The sequence below is a fragment of the Actinoplanes sp. NPDC020271 genome, from assembly GCF_044388125.1.
Taxonomy (GTDB): domain Bacteria; phylum Actinomycetota; class Actinomycetes; order Mycobacteriales; family Micromonosporaceae; genus Actinoplanes.
The window spans coordinates 150768-174227 of the sequence record NZ_JBIRWQ010000012.1 but is presented as its reverse complement, the minus strand read 5'-3'; the positions used below and the strand labels follow the sequence as shown (position 1 = coordinate 174227).

The 23460-nt window shown below is 70.9% G+C and carries 19 protein-coding genes and 1 pseudogene; 11 read left to right on the top strand and 9 right to left on the bottom strand.

Going from position 1 to position 23460, the window contains the following annotated elements; all coding sequences use genetic code 11:
* Positions 1-303 precede the first annotated feature (303 nt).
* The gene (locus tag ACH442_RS25895) at positions 304-867 is read left to right on the top strand and encodes an adenine phosphoribosyltransferase (protein ID WP_396340686.1); all 564 of its coding nucleotides are present in this window, start codon (positions 304-306) and stop codon (positions 865-867) included.
* 175 nt (positions 868-1042) lie between these two features.
* Positions 1043-3502, top strand: coding sequence for a RelA/SpoT family protein (locus ACH442_RS25890; RefSeq protein WP_396340685.1), 2460 nt, complete (start codon positions 1043-1045; stop codon positions 3500-3502).
* Between the two features lie 324 nt (positions 3503-3826).
* Here ACH442_RS25890 and ACH442_RS25885 read toward each other — a convergent pair whose 3' ends face one another.
* Positions 3827-4660 carry a peptidylprolyl isomerase gene (locus tag ACH442_RS25885; protein ID WP_396340684.1) on the bottom strand — a complete coding sequence of 278 codons (834 nt, stop codon included), beginning with the start codon at positions 4658-4660 and terminating at the stop codon, positions 3827-3829.
* A gap of 29 nt (positions 4661-4689) precedes the next feature.
* Entirely contained in the window at positions 4690-5550 is an 861-nt protein-coding gene (locus tag ACH442_RS25880) for a peptidylprolyl isomerase (protein ID WP_396340683.1), read from the bottom strand.
* Between the two features lie 159 nt (positions 5551-5709).
* Between ACH442_RS25880 and ACH442_RS25875 the strand changes: the two genes are divergently transcribed.
* Positions 5710-6408 carry an MBL fold metallo-hydrolase gene (locus ACH442_RS25875; RefSeq protein WP_396340682.1) on the top strand — a complete coding sequence of 233 codons (699 nt, stop codon included), beginning with the start codon at positions 5710-5712 and terminating at the stop codon, positions 6406-6408.
* A 30-nt stretch (positions 6409-6438) separates the two neighbouring features.
* Positions 6439-7755: a histidine--tRNA ligase gene (gene hisS, locus ACH442_RS25870; protein ID WP_396340681.1), complete on the top strand. Its 1317-nt coding sequence runs from the start codon at positions 6439-6441 to the stop codon at positions 7753-7755.
* Positions 7756-8078: 323 nt separating this feature from the next.
* Here hisS and ACH442_RS25865 read toward each other — a convergent pair whose 3' ends face one another.
* Positions 8079-8624: a PaaI family thioesterase gene (locus ACH442_RS25865; RefSeq protein WP_396340680.1), complete on the bottom strand. Its 546-nt coding sequence runs from the start codon at positions 8622-8624 to the stop codon at positions 8079-8081.
* 19 nt (positions 8625-8643) lie between these two features.
* On the opposite strand from ACH442_RS25865, the gene ACH442_RS25860 reads away from it, so the two are divergent.
* The 7 genes from ACH442_RS25860 to ACH442_RS25830 all read left to right on the top strand — a co-directional run bounded on the left by ACH442_RS25860 (position 8644) and on the right by ACH442_RS25830 (position 18314).
* Positions 8644-9144, top strand: coding sequence for a winged helix-turn-helix transcriptional regulator (locus ACH442_RS25860; RefSeq protein ID WP_396340679.1), 501 nt, complete (start codon positions 8644-8646; stop codon positions 9142-9144).
* A gap of 3 nt (positions 9145-9147) precedes the next feature.
* Complete coding sequence (locus tag ACH442_RS25855) at positions 9148-10707, top strand: MFS transporter (protein ID WP_396340678.1); 1560 nt, start codon at positions 9148-9150, stop codon at positions 10705-10707.
* A 69-nt stretch (positions 10708-10776) separates the two neighbouring features.
* Positions 10777-11664, top strand: coding sequence for a cyanophycinase (locus ACH442_RS25850; RefSeq protein WP_396340677.1), 888 nt, complete (start codon positions 10777-10779; stop codon positions 11662-11664).
* A complete protein-coding gene (gene cphA, locus ACH442_RS25845; protein WP_396340676.1) occupies positions 11555-14269 on the top strand; it encodes a cyanophycin synthetase in 2715 nt (904 codons plus the stop codon). The genes ACH442_RS25850 and cphA overlap by 110 nt, the downstream gene beginning before the upstream one ends.
* Positions 14270-14664: 395 nt before the next feature.
* A complete protein-coding gene (locus tag ACH442_RS25840) occupies positions 14665-16542 on the top strand; it encodes a protein kinase (RefSeq protein ID WP_396340675.1) in 1878 nt (625 codons plus the stop codon).
* Between the two features lie 410 nt (positions 16543-16952).
* On the top strand, positions 16953-17204 hold the full coding sequence (locus tag ACH442_RS25835) for a hypothetical protein (RefSeq protein ID WP_396340674.1): 252 nt from the start codon (positions 16953-16955) through the stop codon (positions 17202-17204).
* A 207-nt stretch (positions 17205-17411) separates the two neighbouring features.
* Positions 17412-18314, top strand: coding sequence for a sigma-70 family RNA polymerase sigma factor (locus tag ACH442_RS25830; RefSeq protein ID WP_396340673.1), 903 nt, complete (start codon positions 17412-17414; stop codon positions 18312-18314).
* A gap of 140 nt (positions 18315-18454) precedes the next feature.
* On the opposite strand, the gene ACH442_RS25825 is transcribed toward ACH442_RS25830, so the two are convergent.
* The 6 genes and pseudogenes from ACH442_RS25825 to ACH442_RS25800 all read right to left on the bottom strand — a co-directional run bounded on the left by ACH442_RS25825 (position 18455) and on the right by ACH442_RS25800 (position 23219).
* Entirely contained in the window at positions 18455-19279 is an 825-nt protein-coding gene (locus ACH442_RS25825; protein WP_396340672.1) for an urease accessory protein UreD, read from the bottom strand.
* Positions 19280-19441: 162 nt separating this feature from the next.
* The gene (gene ureG / locus ACH442_RS25820) at positions 19442-20149 is read right to left on the bottom strand and encodes an urease accessory protein UreG (RefSeq protein ID WP_396340671.1); all 708 of its coding nucleotides are present in this window, start codon (positions 20147-20149) and stop codon (positions 19442-19444) included.
* Entirely contained in the window at positions 20139-20780 is a 642-nt protein-coding gene (locus tag ACH442_RS25815; RefSeq protein ID WP_396340670.1) for an urease accessory protein UreF, read from the bottom strand. The genes ureG and ACH442_RS25815 overlap by 11 nt, the downstream gene beginning before the upstream one ends.
* Positions 20780-22501, bottom strand: coding sequence for an urease subunit alpha (locus ACH442_RS25810; RefSeq protein WP_396340669.1), 1722 nt, complete (start codon positions 22499-22501; stop codon positions 20780-20782). The genes ACH442_RS25815 and ACH442_RS25810 overlap by 1 nt, the downstream gene beginning before the upstream one ends.
* A gap of 113 nt (positions 22502-22614) precedes the next feature.
* A pseudogene (locus ACH442_RS25805) lies at positions 22615-22920 on the bottom strand (urease subunit beta); the annotation flags it as partial.
* Positions 22917-23219: an urease subunit gamma gene (locus tag ACH442_RS25800; RefSeq protein ID WP_396340668.1), complete on the bottom strand. Its 303-nt coding sequence runs from the start codon at positions 23217-23219 to the stop codon at positions 22917-22919. The pseudogene ACH442_RS25805 and the gene ACH442_RS25800, both read right to left, overlap by 4 nt.
* Between the last annotated feature and the right edge of the window lie 241 nt (positions 23220-23460).

The following is a 23460-nucleotide window of genomic DNA, read 5'->3' as shown; positions in this document are numbered from 1 at the left end:
GACGGCCGTGGGGTTTGCGGGTGGCGGAAGACCGGGAGGCAGCTCATCGGTTACCAGGCGGTCGTCCGCGGAGCGCAGCGGAGCCGTCGGGCTCAGTGATCGCCGCCGTTGAGGTGACACCCGGTCTTTCGACGGCCGTGGGGTTTGCGGGTGGCGGAAGACCGGGAGGCAGCTCATCGGTTACCAGGCGGTCGTCCGCGGAGCGCAGCGGAGCCGTCGGGCTCAGCACGAAGCGGTAACGCATCTCTCCGGCCTAGAGGCCCGTCACCCGTACTGCGGGGGCGGGCCTCTAGGCTGTCGGCCGTGAGTAGCGAGAATGCCCCGGTGACGGGCGACAGCGGGCCCGAGCTGGCCGCCCTGGTGGCCGGCGCGAGCGTCGACGTGCCCGACTTCCCGAAGCCGGGTGTCGTCTTCAAGGACCTGATGCCGCTCTTCGCCGACGGCGAGGTGTTCCGCCGGGTGATCGACGGGATCGTCACCCATCAGGGGAGTGACTCGTTCGACGTGGTGGCGGGCGTGGAGGCGCGCGGGTTCGTGCTGGCGGCCGCGATCGCCTACGCGACCGGCAAGGGCGTGGTGCCGATCCGCAAGGCCGGGAAGCTGCCGCGCAAGGCGCTGTCCGCGTCGTACGCGCTGGAGTACGGCGAGGCCACCCTGGAGGTGCACGAGGACGCGTTCATCGCCGGACAGCGCGTCCTGGTGGCCGACGACGTGCTCGCCACGGGCGGGACTGCGGCTGCCGCGATGGACCTGGTGGAGCGTGCCGGCGGTACGGTCTCGGGCTTCTCGGTGCTGCTGGAGCTGGGCTTCCTGGACGGCCGGGCGAAACTCGCGCCCCGTCGGGTGCACGCGCTGCTGACCGTTTGATGCAGATTGGCGAATCTTCACCCGTTCAGTCCGGCTGATTCCGCTGGTTCGGCCGGGCCAATCGCGATGTCGGTGCGGGTAGGATGGTCGTTCCAGAGGGTCACCCCTGGAGAAATCAGCTTCGGCGGGCGTCAGGCCCCGGCGGGGTTATTCGGCGAAGGTGATGAGGAGGCCGGTGTCCAGCGACGTCGTCCCTCCGGCGGAGGGCACGGTGCAACCGACCCAGGACCCGCGGACCGGCACGGGCGAGGTCATGCCCGCTGACCAGGTCCGCGATGACGAGACGGCCCCGGTCAACGGGGCCAATCCGGCGGCCTCCGGTGATCTGGAGATCGCACAGCCACCCTCGACCGGCGAGACCAGCGGTTTCGGCTTCGCCAGCGCGCCCACCGGACGGCGGGTTCGCGCCCGGCTGGCGCGGTTCAACGCGCCCTGGCAGAGCACCCAGGTCAGCGAGGTGCTCGAGCCGCTGATCGCCACGCACCGGGCGAGCCACCCCAAGGGTGACGTCCGCCAGCTGCAGAAGGCGTTCGACGTCGCCGCGCGCTGGCATTCGGGGCAGTACCGGAAGTCCGGCGATCCCTACATCACGCACCCGCTCGCGGTCGCGACGATCCTGGCCAACCTCGGGATGGACACCACCACGCTGGTGGCCGCGCTGCTGCACGACACGATCGAGGACACCGACTACGGCCTCGAGCAGATGCGCAACGATTTCGGCGCCGAGGTGGCGCTGCTGGTCGACGGCGTCACCAAGCTCGACCGGGTGAAACTCGGCGACGCGGCGAAAGCCGAGACGATCCGCAAGATGGTCGTCGCCATGGCCAAGGACCCGCGCGTCCTGGTGATCAAGCTGGCCGACCGGCTGCACAACATGCGCACCCTCACCTTCCTGCCCCGCGCCAAGCAGGAGCAGAAGGCGAAGGAGACGCTGGAGATCCTGGCCCCGCTGGCCCACCGGCTGGGTATGAACACGATCAAGTGGGAGCTGGAGGATCTGGCCTTCGGCACTCTGTTCCCCAAGCGGTTCGAGGAGATCAACCGCCTGATCGGGGAGCACCAGCCGCAGCGCGAGGCACTGCTGCGCCAGGTGACGAACCGGGTGAGCCTCGACCTCAAGTCGGCGAAGATCAAGGCCGAGACCACCGGCCGGCCCAAGCACCTCTACTCGATCTATCAGAAGATGATCGTGCGGGGGCGGGACTTCAACGACATCTACGACCTCGTCGGCGTCCGCATCCTGGTCGACACGGTCCGCGACTGCTACGCCGCGCTCGGAGTGATCCACGCGAACTGGCAGCCGGTGCCGGGCCGGTTCAAGGACTACATCGCGATGCCGAAGTTCAACATGTACCAGTCGCTGCACACCACCGTGATCGGTCCGACCGGTAAGCCGGTCGAGATGCAGATCCGGACGTTCGCGATGCACCGCACGGCCGAGTTCGGCATCGCCGCGCACTGGAAGTACAAGGAGCAGAAGGGCGCGACGATCGTCGGCCCGCCGGCTCACATCGACGAGATGACCTGGCTGCGGCAGCTGCTGGACTGGCAGCGGGAGGCGAGCGACCCGTCCGAGTTCCTGGACGCGCTGCGCTTCGACCTCTCCAGCCAGGAGGTGTACGTCTTCACGCCCAAGGGCGACGTGATCCCGCTGCCCACGGGCTCCACGCCGGTCGACTTCGCCTACGCGGTGCACACCGAGGTCGGCCACAAGTGCATCGGTGCCCGGGTCAACGGCAAGCTGGTCCCGCTGGAGTCGACGCTCTCCAACGGCGACGTGATCGAAATCTTCACGTCGAAGTCCAGCACGGCCGGCCCCACGCAGGACTGGCTGGGCTTCGTCAAGAGCCCGCGAGCCCGTACGAAGATCAGGCAGTTCTTCAACAAGGAACGCCGCGAGGAAGCGATCGAGGTCGGCAAGGACGCGATCGTCAAGGCCATGCGCAAGCAGGGCCTGCCGTTGCAGCGGATGCTGACCAGCGAGAACCTGACCACCATCGCGCGGGATCTGCACCTGCCCGACGTCTCCTCGCTCTACGCCGCGGTGGGGGAGAGCACCGTCTCCGCCCAGTCCGTGGTCGCCAAACTCGTCGCCGGCTTCGGCGGGGAGGAAGGCGCGGTCGAGGACATCGCCGAGACCGCCGTCGCGACCCGCCCGCCGCGCAACCGCAGCACCGCGCAGGACCCGGGCGTGGTGGTGAAGGGCGTCTCCGACGTCTGGGTCAAGCTGGCCCGCTGCTGCACCCCCGTGCCGGGTGACGCGGTGTTCGGTTTCGTCACCCGCTCGGGTGGCGTCAGCGTCCACCGGGAGGACTGCGCCAACGCTCAGGACCTGCGCGAGCAGGAGGAGCGTGTCGTCGAGGTGAGCTGGAAGCCGACGTCCGCGTCGACGTTCCTGGTCGCCATCCAGGTGGAGGCGCTCGACCGGCACAAGCTGCTGGCCGACGTGACCCGGGTCCTTTCCGAGGAGCGGGTCAACATCCTGTCCGCGACGGTCACCACCACGCGCGACAGGGTGGCGGTCAGCCGGTTCACGTTCGAGATGGCCGACCCGAAGCACCTCGGGCATCTGGTCGCGGCGGTCCGCAAGGTCGACGGCGTCTTCGACGCCTACCGGGTCACCTCCGGCGCCTGACCAGGTCGTTCTGCACGGCTGTCACCCCACCCGGGGTGGCAGCCGTCTTCCTGCCCCGGCTGGCTCCCCGGGGCCGCAGCAGAGCGTCCGGCACACCCCTGAGCGCCGGCCCCGGCTGGCTTTCCGAGGTGTATCCGCGTCGCGCTGACACACCTCTGAGCGGCAGCCGGAGAGAGCGGCGCGCTGGTGGCCGGAGTGCGGCGGGGATCGAGGGGGCACTCATGGGGCTTGGTCGTGTCGCCTGACCATGGGCGTGATCACCGACGTACCGGGAAATGAAAAAGGGCGACCCGAGGCGGGCCGCCCTTTCCCCGGAAGCTCAGGTCAGGAGACCGTCATGGTCTTGATGTCGAGTTCCTTCTTGGGGTGACCGCCGCCGGCCGAGGACGCGAACGCGCCGTCGTCGCCGGCCTTGACCACGTCCTTGACCAGGTCGAGACCCTTGGTGATCTTGCCGAGGAGGGTGTAGTTCGCGGAGAGCTTCGTGTCCTCGGAGCAGATGAAGAACTGGCTGCCGGTGGAGCCGGGCTGGCCGGTGTTCGCCATCGCGATCGAGCCCGCCGGGTACGGGTTGTTGGTGTCCGTCGGCAGGTTCTCCTCGGCCATGGTGTAGCTCGGGCCGCCGGTGCCGTCGGTGTCGCGGTAGCCCTTGCCGCTGGCGAACGGGTCGCCGCACTGCAGGACCTTGAAGCTGTCCTCGTTGACCAGGCGGTGGCACTTGGTGTTGTCGAGGAACTTCTTCGACGCGAGGTACTTGTAGCTGGCGCCGGTGCAGGGCGCCTTGGTCAGGTCGATCGTCGCCTCGATCGGGCCGAGGTTGGTGTCGAGGGTCAGCACGCTGGTCCCGACGTTCGGCACGGTGGCGGGCGGGGTGCCGACGTCCTTGACCTTGCCGCCGCTGGCCGATTCGGCCGGGGTCCAGGTGCAGGCGACGGTGCCGGCCGCGGTGGCGGCGCTGCCCGCGGTGGTCTTCTTGTCGTCCTTCTTCAGGGCGCTGAAGACCCACACGGCCGCGCCGGCGATCACCACGACGGCGATGGCCGAACCGATGATCGCCTGGCGCTGACGCCGTTTACGCGCGGAGGCGGCACGCTCGGCCATCTCCTTCTCGAGACGGGCTCGCGCGGCCGCGCGCTGCCGGTCCTTGATCGACGACACGTCGTTCCTCCTGCTGGTCTCTTCCGAACTCACGACTGCGCGCTCGCCGAGGGAGCGGCCGCGGCAGTGCCCGCGGCGACGGTCAGGCTCTTGATGGTGATCTTCTCCTTGGGCTTGACCTTGTCCCCCGTGTCGTCAGCCACGGTCGGGATCTTGGCGATCTTGGCCAGCGTGTCCAGCCCGCCGGTCACCTGGCCCACGATCGAGTAGATCGGGTCGGTGGTCGGCGCATAGTCCTTGAAGAAGATGAGGAACTGGCTGCCGTTGCTGCCGGCCGGGTTACCGATGGTCGCGATCGTGCCGCTGGGGTAGAGCACGGCGGGTTTCGCCGCGGCGGAGGCGCTCGGCGCCGGCGCCGGCGCCACCGGCAGGTTCTCGTCGTAGTAGGTGTACGCCGGGCCGCCCTGGCCGGTGCCGCTCGGGTCGCCACAGTGCACCGCGCCGATGTCGAGGATCTCGTGGCAGTCGGTGTTGTCGAAGAACTTCTTGCCGGCCAGGTACGAGAAGCTGGCCGCGCCGCACTGGGCACTCGCCACGTCGATCGTCGCGGTGATCGGGGCACCCTGGTTGGTGTCGATCGTCATGGTCTCGGTGCCGGTCTGCGGGAGATCCTTGGTGGGCGGTGTGCCCACGTCCTTCAGATCGGTGTTGGCCGAGGTGTCGAGCGGCGACCACAGGCAGACGTCGGCGGCCTCGGTGGTGGTGTCCTTCTTGCTGTCGAAGGCACCGCCGATCCAGGCGCCGCCGACCGCGACCAGGAGCACGGCGACAGCGATGCCGGCGCCGGCCAGGACACGGCGTCGCTTGCGCTCCCGGACGGCCCGGCGAGCCATCTGGCGATCGAATTTCGCGCGCGCGAGCTTGCGCTGCCGGTCCTTGCTGGGAGCCACTAACGCTGTCCTTCCCTGTGTATGTCAAGGGGTGCGGCACGCCACACGCTCGGGAGAGTGTACGGGTACCTCCTGAGAAAGTGGTGTGCGGCTGCCCAGCTAGGCTCGTTACGATTCGCACCTGTTTTTCGGTGGACTTTCTCTGAGGGGGACCGGCCAGTGCTCGTCGCCAGCTTCCCGGCGCAGGCTTTCGGCACCAACTGTTATGTGGTGTCCGCGGGCCCGGGCGAGCAGTGCCTGATCGTCGACCCCGGCATCGGCGTGCTCGACCAACTGGACGAGGTGCTCGCTCAGCACCGGCTGTCACCGGCCGCGGTGCTGCTCACGCACGGTCACCTGGACCACACGTTCTCGGTCGCGCCGGTCTGTGGCGCCCGTGGCATCACGGCCTACGTCCACCCGGACGACCGCGAGATGCTGGCCGATCCGGCCAAGGGACTGAGCGCCGATCTGAACGCGCTCTTCGGCGGCCGGATGGAGTATTCGGAGCCCGACGACGTTTCGGAATTGGCGGATGGTGCGGTTCTTGACCTCGTCGGGTTGAAGATCACCGTCGATCATGCCCCGGGCCATACCGGCGGGTCGGTGCTGTTCCGCCTGCCGGGCGAGGGTTCCTCCTGGGACGCGGAGGAGCTCTGTCTCTCCGGAGACGTGCTCTTCGCGGGCTCGATCGGACGCACCGACCTGCCGGGTGGCAGCACCCCGACGATGATGGCGTCACTGCGGGACAAGATCCTGCCGCTGGCCGACGACACCGTCGTGCTGCCCGGCCACGGACCGGCCACCACCATCGGCCGCGAGCGCGCGTCGAACCCGTACCTGCGGGAGCTGACCGCCGCGCCCGGCCGCTTCCTCTGATCGTTGCTCTGAGCGTTTCCAGGAGAGACAGTGCCTATTTCCGGCTTCCCTGAGTGGCTGCCGCCCCAGCGCATGATCGAGCAGTATGTGCTGGACAAGATTCGTTCCACCTTCGAGCTGTACGGGTTCGCTCCGCTGGAGACCCGTGCCGTCGAGCCGTTGGAGACGCTGCTCTCCAAGGGGGAGACGTCCAAAGAGGTCTACCTGCTGCACCGTCTGCAGGACGCCTCGGGCGGCGCCGCCTCCACGGATGACCAGCTCGGGCTGCACTTCGATCTGACCGTGCCGTTCGCCCGCTTCGTCACCGAGAATCACGGCAAACTGGTCTTCCCGTTCCGGCGGTACCAGATCCAGAAGGTGTGGCGCGGAGAGCGGCCGCAGGAGGGTCGCTACCGCGAGTTCCTCCAGGCCGACATCGACGTCGTCAACCGGGACACGCTGCCGTTCCACTTCGACACCGAGATGCCGCTGGTGATCGGCGACGTGTTCCGCTCGCTGCCGATCCCGCGCGCGACCATCCTGGTCAACAACCGGAAGGTGTGCGAAGGCTTCTACCGCGGGCTCGGCCTCGAGGACACCGCCCAGGTGCTGCGGACCGTCGACAAACTCGACAAGATCGGGCCGGAGAAGGTCGCGGCCCTGCTCGCCGAGACCGCGGGCGCCACCGACGCGCAGGCCCGGGCGTGCCTCAAGCTCGCCGAGATCTCCACCGCCGACGGCTCGTTCGTGGACGCGGTCAAGGCGCTCGGCGTCAGCGACCCGCTCCTCGACGAAGGCCTGGACGAACTGCTCCAGGTGGTCGAGGCGGCCGACGAGCACGCGCCCGGGCTCATCCGGGCCGAGCTGAAGATCGCGCGCGGCCTCGACTACTACACCGGCACCGTCTATGAGACCCAGCTTCAGGGATACGAGCGAGCCGGCTCGATCTGCTCCGGCGGCCGTTACGAGACACTGGCCTCGGTCGGCAACACACGCTTCCCGGGCGTCGGCATCTCGATCGGCGTGTCCCGGATGCTCGGCCTGCTCTTCGGGCAGAACGCGCTGTCGGTGACCCGTTCGGTGCCGACCGCCGTGGTCGTCGCGGTGCCGGCCGAGGAGCAGCGGGCCGAGTGCATCCGGATCGCCTCCGAGCTGCGCAAGCGCGGCATTCCGACGGAGGTCGCGCCGACCGCGGCCAAGTTCGGCAAGCAGATCCAGTTCGCGGACCGGCGCGGGATTCCGTACGTCTGGTTCCCGGGCTCGCCGGACACGGTCAAGGACATCCGGTCCGGTGAGCAGGTGGAGGCCGACGCCGCGACCTGGACCCCGCCGGCCGCTGACCTGCGCGCGGCCGTCACCGGTAGCTGAACGCCGGTAAGAAGTCCGCCGTCGGCCGGTCCGCGCTCCGTGCAGCGGGCCGGCCGACCTACGTGAACGGTGCCGGCCGGTCCGGCTCGGTGCGCCGCGGCGCCTCCCGGCGTCGATACCCCCTCGAACGCCGGCCGGACTCCGGTGGTTGGTCCCTGGGGTGCTTCGGGCGTGTCGATCGACCACTGAGGCGCCGCCAAGGCCAAGTGGCTGGATCCTGGGCGTGCTTCGGAGCTGTCGAGGTACCGCCGGGTACCGGCTGGGGTGGGCCGGCCGGCAGGGGTGTGGTGGGCGAGGACCGCTGAGGCCGGACGGGGCCGGGGTTACCGGGTGGGGAGGGGGAAGAGGAGGCAGGTGGACGTGGCGTGGGCCAGGAGTCTGCCGGCGGGGTCGGTGAGGCGGGCTTCGGCCAGGGCGGTGCGGCGGCCCTGCTGGAGGACGGCGCCGGTGCAGGTGACCAGGCCGGTGTCGACAGTGACCGGGCGCAGGAACTTCACGTTCAGGTCCATGCTGGTGTAGCCGACGCCGGCGGGCAGCGTGGACTGGACGGAGCAGGCGGCGGCGGTGTCGAGCAGGGTGGAGATGATGCCACCGTGGACGGTGCCGATCGGGTTGTAGTGGAATTCCTGCGGGTCGAGGGTGACGGTGACGCTGCCCGGTTCGACCTGGAGGCGGTTGCCGCCGATGAGCTGGAAGATCGGCGGCGGCGGGACGTCGCCGGCTGCCATCGCGCGCAGCACGTCCAGGCCGCTGCGCTCCGCGAACAGCTTGGCGTGCTCCGTGGGGTCGGTCCAGGAGAAGGTGCGGGAGCGCTCGGTCTGGGTCTGCGTCATGGACTCAGGCTGGCATCGGCTTGCTGCGTCTGTCAACGAGACCTAGCCTGGGCCGATGGTCGGACATGTCACAACACCGGGACGGCCGGAGGCGCTGGACTGGAGCGTCGACAACTGCACGATCTCGCGCGCGATGGAGATCCTCGGCGAGAAGTGGACCATGGTGGTGCTGCGGGAGATCTTCTCCGGCATCCGGCGCTTCGACGACATGCGGGTGCGCACGCACATCCCCCGCCAGGTGCTCGCAAACCGGCTGTCCGCCCTGGTCGAGGCCGGGGTGCTGCGCCGTGAGCCGTACCGGGAGCCGGGCGCCCGGGTGCGCCAGGAGTACCGGCTGACCGAGAAGGGCTTCGACCTCTATCCGGTGCTGATCGCCCTGGCCGGGTGGGGCAACCGATACCTGGCCGACCCCGAGGGGCCGCCGATCCGGTTCGCCCATCGTGACTGCGGCGCCGAAGTGCACGCCGGGATCGGCTGCGCCGAGGGACACGAGGTGACCGATCACCGGGACGTGCTGCCCCGCCCCGGGCCGGGCGCGCACCGCCGCCGAGAATAAGGCGTGTTACGAACGAACCCGGTTTTCCGCGCGCTCTGGATCGGCGTGCTGGCCAGCAACATCGGCACGTGGATGCAGACCGTCGGCGCCCAGTGGCTGGTGGTCCACGAGGCGAACGCAGCGACCTGGGTCAGCCTGGTGCAGACCGCCACCACGGTGCCGGTGCTGTTGTTCGCGCTGCCGGCGGGGACGATCGCGGACGCACTGGATCGGCGGCGGCTGCTCATCGCCGTACAGCTGAGTCTGTTCGTGATCGCAGGAACCCTGACCGCGCTGACGGCCCTGCACCGAGCGGGCCCCGCGACCCTGCTGGTCTTCACGTTTCTGCTGGGGTGCGGGCAGGCGCTCACGCTGCCGTCATGGCAGGCGGTGATCCCGGAGGTGGTGTCGCACGACGAGCTGCCGTCGGCGTCGGCGCTCGGCGCGGTCAACACCAACCTGGCCCGATCGGCCGGTCCGGCGCTGGCCGGTCTGCTCGTGGCGCATTTCGGATCGACGGTGGTCTTCGGGTTGAACGCGCTGTCGTTCGTGGTGTTCGCGGTGGCGCTGCTGCGCTGGCGGCGTCCGGAGCAGCCGCCGGTGAAGCGTCCGGAGCCGTTCGGTTCGGCGCTGCGCGCCGGCGGGCGGTACGTCCGCTGGTCCCCGGTGATCCGCCGGATCCTCGGCCGGGTGCTGCTGTTCGTTCTGCCCGGCAGCGTCGTCTGGGGCCTGTTGCCGCTGGTCGCGAGCCGGGAGCTGGGCATGGGCGCGAGTGGTTACGGCATCCTGCTGGCCGCGCTCGGCGTCGGTGCGATCGCCGGGGCGCTGCTGATGCCGCGGGCGCGACGGCTGCTGCGGACCAATCAGATGATCGCCGTGACCGGACTTGCCTATGGTGCGGTGCTGCTGGTCGTCGCGCTGGTCCCGAACCGGTTCGTGGTCACGCCGGCGCTGGTCGCCGCGGGCCTGGCCTGGATGATGCTGGTGTCGCGGATGAACGCGGCGATGCAGCTGAACCTGCCGAACTGGGTCCGCGCCCGGGCACTCGCGATCTACCAGCTGGTCTTCGCGGGCGGGCAGGCGCTCGGCGCGGTCGCCTGGGGGCAGTCGGCCGAGGCCTTCGGCCTGCGGCCGGCCTTCGGGATCGCGGCGGCTCTGATGCTGGCGGGCACCTTGGCGGTACGCCTGTGGCCCGTCCACACCCACGAGGACGACGACCATAGTTCCGCCGTCTTCTGGGCCGAGCCGCACCTGCTGCTGCAGCCGCACCTGGAGGACGGCCCGGTGCTGGTGTCGGCGACGTACCGGGTGGCGCCGGCCAACACCGACGCGTTCGTCAGCGCGATGGACGAGTTGCGTGGTTCCCGGCAGCGGACCGGTGCGACCCAGTGGGGCCTGTTCCGCGACGGCGCCGACCCGGCCCAGTTCGTCGAGGTGTACCTGGTCCCGACGTGGGAGGAGCATCTGCGCCAGCACGAGGGCCGGCTGACCGGGGACGACGAGCGGGTGGAGGAGCGGGCGGTCGCGCTCGCCGAGAGCCCGCCGTCGGTACGCCACCTGCTGCCTCCCAAGCATTCCGATTAGCCGGATGTTTCGGTTTTGTTCCGATTAACCTCAAGAGTGACCCGGAAGGGTTCCTGCTGAGGAGGCACGGTGGACGCCCGGCTACTGATCATCGGAGGCGCCGCCGGACCGGCGTTGCTCGTCCGGTTCGTGGAGCTCGCCGGTGCCGCGTCCGCCCGGATCGTGGTGATCGCGACGGCCAGCGAGACCCCGGAGAGCACCGAGGCGCACTACGTCGAGACGTTCACCGGGCTCGGCGCCGGCTCGGTCCGCGCGCTGCGGCTGACCACCCGCCCGGAGGCGAACGCGCCGGAGGCGACCGCCGTGCTGCGCGACGCCACCGGGGTCTTCTTCACCGGCGGCGACCAGCAGCGGATCACCGCGGTGCTGGGCGGCACCGCGACCGACTCACTGCTGCAGGAGCTGGTGGCGGGCGGTGCCGTGGTGCTCGGCGGGACCAGTGCGGGGGCGGCCATGATGTCGGCCACCATGATCGTGGGCGGGGACGGACCGGGTGTGACCGCTGCGGCCGTACGCACGGGTCCTGGTCTTGAATTCCTTCCCGGGGTGCTCATCGATCAGCACTTCGCGCAGCGGGGGCGGTTGAACCGGCTGCTCAGCGCGGTGGCGCGATATCCGCACGAACTCGGCCTGGGTATCGACGAGGACACCGCGATCCTGACCGACGGCGATTGCTTCGAGGTTCTCGGCAGTGGCGCGGTGACGGTCGTCGACGCCGGGGCCGCCACCGACATCCGGGTCCCCAGCGGCGGCCCGATCGCGCTGGCCGGGGCACTGATCCACGTGCTGCCGGCGGGTCACACCTACCACCTCACCGGCCGGCGGCCGGGGATCGGGGACCACTCCCATGAAGATCGAGAGCCTGCGCCGCCTGCGCGGCCCCAACGTGTATCTGTCCCGGCCGGCGGTGGTGGCCCGGCTCCGGCTGGAGGAGCTGACCGGGCAGGAGACGTCTGACGTCACCGGCTTCACCGAGCGGCTGCTGCGGGCACTGCCGGGGCTGGCCGAGCACCACTGCGCGGCCGGTGCGCCGGGCGGGTTCGTCAGCCGGTTGCGGGGCGGGACGTACTTCGGTCACGTCACCGAGCACGTGTGCCTGGAGTTGTCGCAGCTGATCGGCCGGGACGTCAGCTTCGGCCGGACCGTCTCGGCCGGCGAGACCGGGCTCTACGACGTGATCCTGGAGTGCCCGGTCGACGAGTCGCCGGAATCGCGTGTGCCGGGTGAGCTGCTCGACGCCGCGGTCGACCTGGTGATGGCGATCCACGCCGGCCCGGGCGGGGGACGGCCGGACGCACGGCTCGCCGAACTGGCCGCCTTCGCCGAGCGGGAGGCGACCGGGCCGAGCACCCGGGCGATCATCGCAGCCGCCCGGCGCCGCGGCATCCCGGTCGAGCGGTTCGACGACCTCAGCCTGGTCCGGCTCGGCTGGGGAACCCGGCGACGGATGGCCTGGGCCGCGATGACCGACCGGACCAGTGGAGTGGGCATCGACATCGCCGGCGACAAGCACGTCACCCGGCGGCTGCTCGGCGAGGCCGGCATCCCGGTCGCGGCCGGGGGAGCGGCGTGCACCGCGCCGGAGGCGGTCGGGCTGCTGCGCGAACTCGGCGGGCCGGTCGTGGTCAAGCCGCGGCGCGGACGGCATGGGCGCGACGTCCACCTCGGGCTGACCACACCGGAGCAGGTCGAGCGTGCGTTCGCCGCGGCCGGTGCGGACGTGGTGGTCGAACGGCAGCTGGCCGGGCGCGACTACCGGGTGCTGGTGGTGGCCGGCGAGGTGGTGGCCGCGGCCGAGCGGATCGCCGCGCACGTGATCGGCGACGGCAAGTCCACGCTGCAGCAACTGGTCGACCAGGTCAATGCGGATCCGCGGCGCGGGGCCGGGCACTCGCGGGTGCTGACCCGGATCACGCTGGACGAGGCGAGGTTCACGAGAACCGACGTTCCGCCCGAGGGCGAGACCGTCTGGTTGCGTGACTGCGCCAACCTCTCCAGCGGCGGCACCAGCCGGGACGTCACCGACCAGGTGCACCCGGACGTGACCCGGCTCTGCCAGCGGGTGGCCGCGCTGATCGGGCTGGACATCGCCGGCATCGACCTGCGGCTGCCGGAGATCGCCGCGCCGCTGCCGCCGACCGGCGAGGACGAACCGGTCGCCGGGGTGATCGAGGTCAACGCGGCCCCCGGGCTGCGGATGCACCTGGCGCCGGTGCGCGGCCGGGCCCGCGACGTGGGCGACGCGATCGTGCGGGCGATGTTCCCCGGCGGCTCCGACGGGCGGATCCCGACCGTCGCGGTCACCGGGACCAACGGCAAGACCACGGTCACCCGGCTGACCGCGCACCTGCTCAGCGGCGGCGGGCGGCGGGTCGGCGTGACGACCACCGACGGGGTGTACGTCGACGGCCGCGCGATCCACCTGGCCGACGCCACCGGGCCGCGCTCGGCGCAGCAGGTGCTCGGCGACCCGCAGGTCGAGGTGGCGGTGCTGGAGACCGCGCGGGGCGGCCTGCTGCGGCGCGGGCTCGGCTACGACTGGTCGGACGTCGGCGTGATCACCAACATCACCGCCGATCACCTGGGTCAGGACGGGCTCGGCTCGATCGAGGACCTGGCCCACGTCAAGGCGGTGGTCGCCGAGCGGGTGCGCGACGGCGGCACGCTGGTGCTCAACGCCGACGACCCGTGGGTGCGCAGCCTGGCGACCCGGCCCCGGGTGCGCGCCGACCGGAAACGTCTCGTCTGGTTCGGTCTCGACCCGGGCAACCCGGTGCTGACCGAACATCTCGGGCAGGGCGGCACGGCGTACGTGCTGCAGGACGGCTGGCTCGTGCAGGCGACCGGGGCCCGGCGGACGCCCCTGATGCGTTTGACGGAAGTTCCCGGCGCGTACGGCGGAGCCGCCCTTCACACCGCCGCCAACGCTCTCGCCGCGATCGCCGCTGCCCGCGCGCTCGGTGCTCGCCCGGAGACCGTGGCCGGCCGGTTGAGCGAGTTCGACCCGGGGGTGGACAACCCCGGGCGTGGCACGCTGCTGCGGCTCGGCGACGTCTCGGTCTTCCTGGACTACGCGCACAACCCGGCCGCGCTCGCCACGACGTTGCGTACGCTGCACCGGCTGTGGGGTGCGAACCGGTGCGTGGCCGCCGTGACGCTGCCCCCGGACCGACGCGACGACCTGCTCGCCGCGTCGGCCCAGATCCTGGCCGACGGGCTGACCCGGGCTGTGCTCTACGACGACAAGGACACCCGCGGGCGTCCGGCGGGTCAGGTGTCCGCGCTGGTCGAGCGGGAGATGCGGGCCCGGCGGCCGCAGATCCGGGCGGTCCGCGCGGACGGTTTCCGGGAGGCGGTGACCACCGCGCTGGCGATGACCGCGCCGGGGGAGGTGCTGCTGGTGAACTACGAGAAATGGGCGCCGGTGCGGGCGTTCCTGGGTGAGCTGGGGGCCGTCCCGGCCGGTGCGCATCCGGTGATCCCGGTCGCCCCGGCGATCCGCGCCACCCCGCAACTGGCCCGGAATCTGACCACGAGCCCCCGGTCGGGTCAAGCAGTGTGACAGATCATGGACATCCAAGATCTCTCTCCGTAGCGAAATATTGACCGATCGTGTATGACTCCACGATGGAGTAACGCGAAAGTTGAAAGCGCAAGTTCCGACGAAGCGGGCAATCTCCGTACAGCTCCGTGGCGTTGCGTGACGGACGGTTGACGGAAAGCGCTTTCCTGCCCGTTCGGACAGCCCCACGCGCCGCTCGGCTGATCCAACTCAGTGTGATGATTGCCTGGTAGATCGCATGGTGGACGGGTCGAACTAACGCCTTATAGGTACTAACATCCACGCCGTCGATAGGGGATGCTCAGGATCCGGTGGCGGGTCCCCTGGCTCGCCCGGCGTCGGTCGGCATGGCGGTGCGGTCCGGCGTTCTCCTCGAAGCGCGCATGTGGGGGCACATGAGCACGACGGACCTGCCCGGTTCGGGTCTGCTCGCCGGTCGATATCGGCTGGTCGAGCGTCTCGGCGCCGGCGGGATGTCTGTGGTTTGGCGAGGGTTCGACGAAGTGCTGGGGCGTCAGGTCGCGGTCAAGGTCCTGCCCCCGTCCACCAGCGCCGACCCCTCGTTCCGGCGACGGCTGCGCGCCGAGGCCCAGGCCGCGGCCCGGTTGAGTCACCCGCACATCACCAACGTGTACGACTACGGCGAGGCCACCACCGTCGACGGCGAACCCGTGCCGTACGTCGTGATGGAGCTCGTCGACGGCGAGTCGCTCGCCGCCGTGCTGGCCCGCGTGCGCACCCTGCCGTGGAACACCGCCGTGCGGATCAGCGCCGACGTGGCCGCGGCCCTCGCCGCCGCGCACGCGCGCGGGATCGTGCACCGCGACGTCACCCCGGCCAACGTCATGCTCACCTCGTCCGGGGCGAAGGTCGTCGACTTCGGCATCTCCGCCCTGATCGGGGAGAACGACACCGACGACGACGGCAGCCTGCTCGGCACCCCGGCCTACCTGGCGCCCGAGCGCCTCGAGGGCGGCCAGGTCAGCCCGGCCACCGACGTCTACGCGGTCGGCCTGCTGATCTACCGCATGCTGATCGGCCAGCTCCCGTGGGACGTCGGCACCACCACCGCACTGCTGCGCGCCCACCAGTACGTGGAGCCCGAGCCGCTCCCGCCGGTCGACGGCCTGCCCCGCGAGGTGGACGCCCTGGTCGGCCGCTGCCTGGAGAAGCGCCCGTCCGACCGGCCGCCGACGGCCGAGGTCGCGCACCAGCTGGCCGTCATCGCGGCGGGTGCCCCGGCCGCCCCGGTCGACGGCTACCAGGCGGACTGGGGGGACAACGGCGAGGACACCACGATCCTGCCGTCCGGTTACCCCTACGCCGGGATGGGCCCGGCCGCGGCGGCCACGTCGCACGCCCACGACCCGCGGGCGCCGCAGTTGCGTCCCGGCGCGGGCGCCCCGTCCGCCCCGGCCGGCAAGCGTCCTCCGGCCCGCAGCCGCAAGCAGACACGGACCCGCCGGATTCTGGTCGTCCTCGGCACTATCGCCCTGCTCAGCGGCATGACCTACGGCTGGAGCCTGGCCGCGCCGCCGAACGACAAGCCGCTGGCGAGCACACCCTCGCCCGGCCCGGTCGTGGTCCAGACAGCCGGCAACTGCATCGTCAGCTACGCCGTCTGGTCGCAGGAGAAGCACCGCTTCAAGGCGCAGGTGACGCTGGCCAACCGCGGTGACAAACCGGTCGGCGACTGGAAACTGTGGTTCCTCATGCCGGGCGACCAGACCGTCTCCGGGCAGGGCAAGGTGGCGCTGACCCAGGACAACCGGGCCGTCACCCTCGAGTCGGCAGCCGCGCTCGCCCCACAGCAGAACATCACGATGGAGATCACCGGGCGCTTCGTCAACAGCAACATCGCGCCGATGCTGTTCCAGCTCAACGGCAAGACCTGCCAGGCGTACGTGTCGAGTCAGCCCGGCGAGCCGTCCCGCCCCGTGGAGCAGCTCTCCGACGGCACCCAGCGGCTCGGCGACCCCGCGTCGGCGACCGACCCGGCGCCCGGCATCTCCGTCGACCCGGGCGGCATCGTGCACATCACGCCGACCAAGGGGGCGACGACCCCGGGCAGGACCACGAGCAGCGGCACCCCGGCCCCGGGCACCAGCACCTCGTCGGCGCCGATCACCGACCCGGGCGGCGGAGTGACCAAGAGCGCGGCGCCGCCGCCGCCGTCGGACGTGCCGACCACGGCGCCCGACACCCCGGTGACGAACCCGCCACCGGCACCGGGCACGTCGATCGCCGACTGCGACGTGGGCATCGACTGCTGATCCCGGCCCTGCCCCGCCGATCGCCCGAGGCCGGAGCCGGAGCCGGACGACAGTCGGCAAACGCCGGCCCACCCGCAGGTGGATTGCCTGCCTCAGGTCTGGGTACAGAAGTCCCTGAGCCGGAAAACGAAGCTGTTGATCCGGTCTGCGAGCAAGGATCGCCGGGCCGGAAAACCTGCGGTCGATCCGGTGCCCGCCGAGTTACGGTGAAGACGAGAACGACAGGCGCTCTGCTTCGATCCGCCCCGGTTTTCGCGTGAAGTTACGACCCATGGTCAACTGCCGGGATCGCGGTTGTTTCGCACGGCGTGGCTGCCGACCGGCGGGCCGCTCGCAGCGATGATGGATCTCGTCGCCAGCGAGTGCCGGCCGGACAATCAAGCAGGTCGTGGCAACGGGGAGTTCGACAAATGATCAGCACTGTGAAGGACCTGGCGGCTGAGGCGCTGTTCGTCTCGTGTCTGCAGCCGTCCGAGGACCCGACCCGCACCGCCGTGGAGGAGGCGATCACCAGCATGATCCTTCTGCACGGCAGCGACGGGTGCGCCGCATGCGTGGCCACCGAGTTCGGTGACCATCCCGACGCGGCCGTCAGCCGCATGCGCTGGGTCCAGACCGAACTGGCCGAGGTCGTCATGATGGGCGCCCCGGTCATGCACTGATCCCCTGGGACAAAGACGATCCGCGTGACCCCTCGTGGTCAGGCGGATCGTCGTGTTTCCGGGCCCGGGCCGCAGGTTGACCTGAGGCTTTATGTGAAAAAACTCCACAAAAGCAACCGAGTTCCGCCGCCACTGCACCCGACGGCCACCACTCTCTTTCTCGTCAGCCGGTTTCACCAGCCGGTTCGTACGAGCGAGGAGGACTACGTGACCGTCACGACCGAACTCCCCGCCACCATCGGCATCCACCACGACGCGCCTTCCGCGCGCGACATCGAGGACCTGATCCGCGAACACATGCCGATGGTTGGCCATCTGGTCCGGGAACTGCTCAACCGGGTGCCCGGCCACGTCCACGCAGATGACCTCTCGTCAGCCGGATTCGCGGCGTTGCTCGGAGCGGCTCGCTCCTTCGACGTGACCCGCGGCATTCCGTTCCACCGCTTCGCCGCTGTGCGGATCCGCGGTGCTCTGCTGGACGAACTCCGTGGCCAGGACTGGGCCAGCCGATCCGTCCGGGCCCGGGCCCGGCGCGCGGCGACTGCCCGCCAGGAGCTCACGGCCGCCCTCGGGCGCACACCCAGTGATGCCGAGGTCGCCGAGATGCTCGGCATCGGGATCTCCGAACTGGCCAGCGTCGAGGACGACGTGCAGAAAGCGTCGCTGCTCAGCCTCCAGGGCTTCCCCACCGGGGCGGCCGAGGAGATGGTGCCGGAGCTGTCCGAAGGACCCGAGGATCTGCTGCTCAAACGAGAACGCCTCGGCTACCTGCACCAGGCCATCCAGGCGCTGCCCGAACGGCTGCGCCAGGTGGTGGAGGAGTCGTTCCTGCAGGAGCAGCCGCTCAGCGAGGTGGCGGCGCGACTCGGCGTGACCGAGTCGCGGATCTCCCAGTTGCGCACCGAGGCACTGCGGTTGCTGCGGGAAGGCTTGAACAGCTCCCTCGCACCGGAGTTGCTGACCGTGGCGGCGGGCGGACCACGGACACGGAAGGGGTGTCTGCAGAGGCGCCGGAGCGAATACTTCGCGAAGGTGCAGCAGCAGGGCAATCTGCACACGCGGCTTGCCCTGACGGACAGTCACGGCGTTCCGATCGCCGTAGCTGCGTGATCCTTGCGGTGGGAGGGCGGCTTCGGCCGCCCTTCACCATTCTCACCACCGATTATTCGGTACGGCGGTAGCCGCGCCCCTCGGCCGGCGGGCAGACCGCGACCCGCGGCCCGCAGCGACCAGCTGCGGGCGTGCAACGGTCAAACCGCGACCCGCGCGCCGGGGCGACGAGCCGTCGGGTGCGCGGCGCAGAACGGGTCCAGGACGGCCCGCACGTCGCGGATGTCCGGCCCGGCCGCGGTGGCGAGCACGCCCGGCCCGGCGAGCGGCATGACCGCCGCATCCGCCCCGGCCACGCCTGTGACCACGGACCCTGCCCCGGTCTCGCCTGTGACCACGGACCCTGCCCCGGCCACGCCTGTGACCACGGGCTCCGGGCCGGCCGTCACGACCGTGCCGACCGCCCCGGCACCACCCAGCACCGCCGGGCCGCTCCACCCCGCGGCGCGCGGGCCGACAGCGAGTTCGTGCCGGTAGAGCGTGCTGCCGCCGTACCGGATAAGGGTGTCAGCGACGAAGTCGCCGGAATCCTCACCGTGCCGCCCGCAGACCACATCATCCCGCCACAGCAGCGACCCGCCGTCGGCCACCGAGACGCGGGTGACGGCGACGTGATCGCAGCCGGCGGCGGCGATCAGCGGCTCCGGAAGCCAGCGCAGCGTGCCACCCGCCGCCACCGTCGCGGTGACCGTCAACCGGGACGCGGGCGCCGGCCGGCCGGGAAGCGCGAGCTGCGCGGCCACGCTGAGCAGCTCCAGCCACGCACCCGGCCCGACCTCGATCTCCAGCCGCAGCTCGTCCCCGCGCAGCGGCCCGGCCGCCCCGCCGACCAGATGCACGGTGACGCCGCCGCTCACCCGCGGACCGGTCCTGCGCAGCAGCAGCGGGGACTGCCCACGCAGAACCGTGAGGCGGGTGCCGCCGCGCCCGTCGGACTCCGCGACCACTCGTGCCTCAGCCTTCAAGCGACCGCTCCACCCTAGCTCCGTCTCCTGGCCGATCCGCGGTTGTCCACACTGCTGGGTTGTCCACAGGGGCCGGGCGGGGCCGGCCCCGTTTGCGGGACAATGGTCGTGGGATCGCCCCCCTGAGGAGGGCGGGGGTTCTTCTCGGGTGGATCTTGGAGGTCAGGCCGCCACCGCGCGGGCCGCCACCAGCCCCCGGATCCACTCCGCGACCGGCGTCGCCCCCTTGTCCTCGGCCAGCGACAGGAACACCGTCGGCAACTCGTGCCGACGAGCCCGGGCGTCCCGATCCATCACCGAGAGATCCGCCCCCACCAGCGGCGCCAGATCCGTCTTGTTGATCACGAGCAGGTCGGCCGTGGTCACCCCGGGCCCACCCTTGCGCGGCACCTTGTCCCCGCCGGAGACGTCGACCACGAAGATCTGCTGGTCGATCAGGCCTTTGCTGAACGTGGCGGTCAAATTGTCGCCGCCGCTCTCGACCAGCACCAGGTCGAGCGGCCCGAGTGACGCCTCCAGGTCCTCGACCGCGTCGAGGTTCGCGGAGATGTCGTCGCGGATCGCGGTGTGCGGGCAGCATCCGGTTTCGACCGCGCGGATCCGTTCGGCCGGCAGGACGCCGTTGCGCAGCAGGAAGTCGGCGTCCTCGGTGGTGTAGATGTCGTTGGTGACGACGGCGAGGCGCAGTTCCGCGCCGAGCGCCCGGCACAGGGCCGCGACCAGGGCGGTCTTGCCGGAGCCGACCGGCCCGCCGATGCCGATGCGCAGCGCGCGGGGCCCGCTGCCCAGCGGGGTGTGCGGGTCGACCCCGGGGTCGGGGTGAGTGTGCGGAACCTCATCAGGGCCGTGTTCGTGCAGTTCAGGATGCAAAGAGACGCACCTCCCAGGTGGCGTGGTGCTCGGCGCCGATGTCGAGCAGGGGAGCGCCCGCGGCCGGCAGTTCGTCGACCGGGTCACCGGACCGTTGCGCGGCGAGTGCCGCGGTCCGGTCGCATTCGGGGGCGAGCCGCGCCAGGAGCGCGTGCACCGCGTAGGGGTCGAGCCCCAACAGCCGGACCGCCGCGCTGGCCGGTCCGGTGATCGTGCCGTACGCCGCCGCAACTGCGGTTTCCGCGGGCGACAGCCCGGCGGCCGCGGCCAGTGCGCCGAGTGCGACGGGTTGGTGCGGGTCCCGGCCGATCGCGGCGACCGGCCACATCGCCCGGCCGGCCCGCAGCAGCGCCCGGCCCTGGGCCCGCGACGCCTTGCGCAGGGCCGGGGACGGGGTGCGGGCGTCGAGACCGGCGTCGAGCTGCTGATGGGCACCCGAGGCGCACGAGGCCGCCGCGAACGCCGCCGAGACCAGCCCGCTGGTCGCCAGCCTCCCGCGGAGGAACCGGTCCAGGTCCTCGACGGTGCGCACCCGTCCGGCGGCGACCTGCGCCTCCAAGCCGGACGAGTGCGCGTGGCCGCCGGACGGCAGCCGCCCGTCGGCCAGCAACAACAGTGTCGCGAGACTCATCAGAAGAGGAAGTACCGCTGGGCCATCGGCAGCTCGGTGACCGCGTCCGGCTCGACGATCTCGCCGTCGATGCGTACCTCGAAGGTGTCGGCCTTCACCTCGATCCGCGGCATCGCGTCGTTCAGCGGCATGTCCGCCTTGCCGACCGACCGGGTGTCACCGACCGGGACCAGCGCGCGTTTCACGCCGATCCGGTCGTTGAGCAGGGCGTCGATCGCGGCCGGGGCGACGAACGCGACCGAGGTCTGCGCCGGCACGACCCCGTAGGAGCCGAACATCGGCCGTGGCAGCATCGGCTGTGGCGTGGGGATCGACGCGTTGGCGTCCCCCATCTGCGCATAGGCGATCATTCCACCCTTGAGGACCAGGCTCGGGCGTACGCCGAAAAACGCCGGATCCCACAGCACCAGATCAGCGAGTTTGCCCGTTGCCACGGATCCGACCTGCGCCGCCATGCCGTGGGCGATGGCCGGGGCGATCGTGTACTTGGCGACGTACCGTTTGATCCGGTTGTTGTCGGCCTGCCCGTCACCGCTGAGCGCGCCGCGCCGCGCCTTCATGACGTGGGCGGTCTGCCAGGTGCGCAGGATGACCTCGCCGACGCGGCCCATCGCCTGCGAGTCGGAACCGATCATCGAGATCGCCCCGAGGTCGTGCAGCAGGTCCTCGGCCGCCATCGTGGACGGGCGGATCCGGCTCTCGGCGAACGCCAGGTCCTCCGGGACGGCCGAGTTCAGGTGGTGGCAGACCATCAGCATGTCGAGGTGTTCGGCCAGCGTGTTCCGCGTGTACGGCCGGGTCGGGTTCGTCGACGACGGCAGCACGTTCGGGTGCGAGGCCACGGTGATGATGTCCGGCGCGTGCCCGCCACCGGCGCCCTCGGTGTGATAGGCGTGAATGGACCGGCCGCCGATCGCCCGGATCGTCTCCTCGACGAACCCGGCCTCGTTCAGCGTGTCCGTGTGGATCGCCGCCTGCACCCCGGAGGCGTCGCACACCTTCAGGCAGGCGTCGATAGCGGCCGGGGTGGTCCCCCAGTCCTCGTGCAGCTTGAAACCGCCGGCGCCGCCGCGCAGCTGTTCCCACATGGACTCCTCGGACATCGTGTTGCCCTTGCCGAGAAGAAGGACATTGACCGGGTACGTGTCCAGAGCCTCGAGCATCCGCGCCAGGTGCCACGCGTTCGGGGTGACGGTGGTCGCCTTCGTGCCCTCGGCCGGCCCGGTCCCGCCGCCGATGATCGTGGTGACGCCGGACGCGATCGCGGTGTCCAGGATGGTCGGGCTGATCAGGTGCACGTGGCTGTCGACCGCCCCGGCCGTCAGGATCTTGCCGTTGCCCGCGATGATCTCGGTGCTGGCGCCGATCACCAGGCCGGGGTGCACGCCGTCCATGGTGTCGGGGTTGCCGGCCTTGCCGATCGCGACGATCCGGCCGTCCCGGATCCCGACGTCGGCCTTGATGATGCCCCAGTGGTCGACGATCACCGCGCCGGTGATCACGGTGTCCGGGGTGCCCTCGGCCCGGGTCGCGCGGGACTGGCCCATCGACTCGCGGATCACCTTGCCGCCGCCGAAGACCACTTCGTCACCCGGCTGCGGACCGGCGCTGCGGTCCTCCTCGATCTCCAGCAGCAGGTTCGTGTCGGCGAGCCGGATCCGGTCCCCGGCGGTCGGGCCGTAGAGGGCCGCGTAGCGGCTGCGTTCCAGGGACGAACTCACCGTGGGCTCCCGGTTCCGTTGTCGGCGCCGGCCTGGGCCTCGCCGGTGTCCTCGTCGAGCGACCCGGCCGGTTCGATGTCGGCCGGGTCCGGGTCGGCCGCCGCGGGCAGCGGGTCCAGCGGACCGCCGGCCAGGCCGCGCAGGCCCGGCACGATCCGGTTGCCGGCCAGCGGGACCAGCACGATGTCGCGCGGCATGCCCGGCTCGAACCGGACCGAGGTGCCGGCCGGGATGCCGAGCCGGTGACCCCAGGCGGCGGTGCGGTCGAACTCCAGGGCCGCGTTCGACTCGGCGAAGTGGAAATGCGAGCCGACCTGCACCGGGCGGTCACCGGTGTTGCGGACGGTCAACTCCAGCGTCGGCCGTCCCGGGTTGATCGTGATCTCACCGTCGCCGAAGAGGACCTCGCCGGGGATCACGAGATCGGCCCGTGCACGGTGACCAGCTTCGTCCCGTCCGGGAACGTGGCCTCGACCTGAACCTCGGCGAGCATCTCGGGCACACCCTCCAGCACGTCGTCGCGGGTCAGCACGCGCCGCCCGGCATCCATCAGGTCCACGACGGTCCGGCCGTCCCGGGCGCCCTCCAGCAGGAAAGCGGTGATGACCGCGGTGGCTTCGGGATAGTTCAGCTTGAGCCCGCGGTCACGCCGCTTCTGGGCGACGTCGGCGGCCACGTGGATGAGCAGACGGTCCTGCTCGTGCCGGCTGAGGAACAAAGGAACCTCCTGGGTGCGCCCGGAGATGCTTGCATCGGGACATTTCCGCCGTGTAACCGTTCCGTGTTACTGCGTGATGACGCCGCTGCCCGGTCGGGATGCCACAGAGATCAAAACACGGAATTTCGACGTACGCGTCGCATCGCAGCTCAGGGCGGTCCGGCGGCGGAGGACGGGTCATCCTCCGGTGGAACGGAGCCGGGGGAGCTCCCACCGGGGGTGACCGGCGGCGACGCGGCGG

What these genes read in the sequence shown, in the direction of transcription:
- ACH442_RS25835 (WP_396340674.1), top strand. Translation starts at nt 16,953, where the DNA reads ATGATCAGCACTGTGAAGGACCTGGCGGCTGAGGCGCTGTTCGTCTCG.
- ACH442_RS25840 (WP_396340675.1), top strand. Translation starts at nt 14,665, where the DNA reads ATGAGCACGACGGACCTGCCCGGTTCGGGTCTGCTCGCCGGTCGATAT.
- ACH442_RS25815 (WP_396340670.1), bottom strand. Translation starts at nt 20,780, where the DNA reads ATGAGTCTCGCGACACTGTTGTTGCTGGCCGACGGGCGGCTGCCGTCC.
- cphA (WP_396340676.1), top strand. Translation starts at nt 11,555, where the DNA reads ATGAAGATCGAGAGCCTGCGCCGCCTGCGCGGCCCCAACGTGTATCTG.
- ACH442_RS25860 (WP_396340679.1), top strand. Translation starts at nt 8,644, where the DNA reads ATGGTCGGACATGTCACAACACCGGGACGGCCGGAGGCGCTGGACTGG.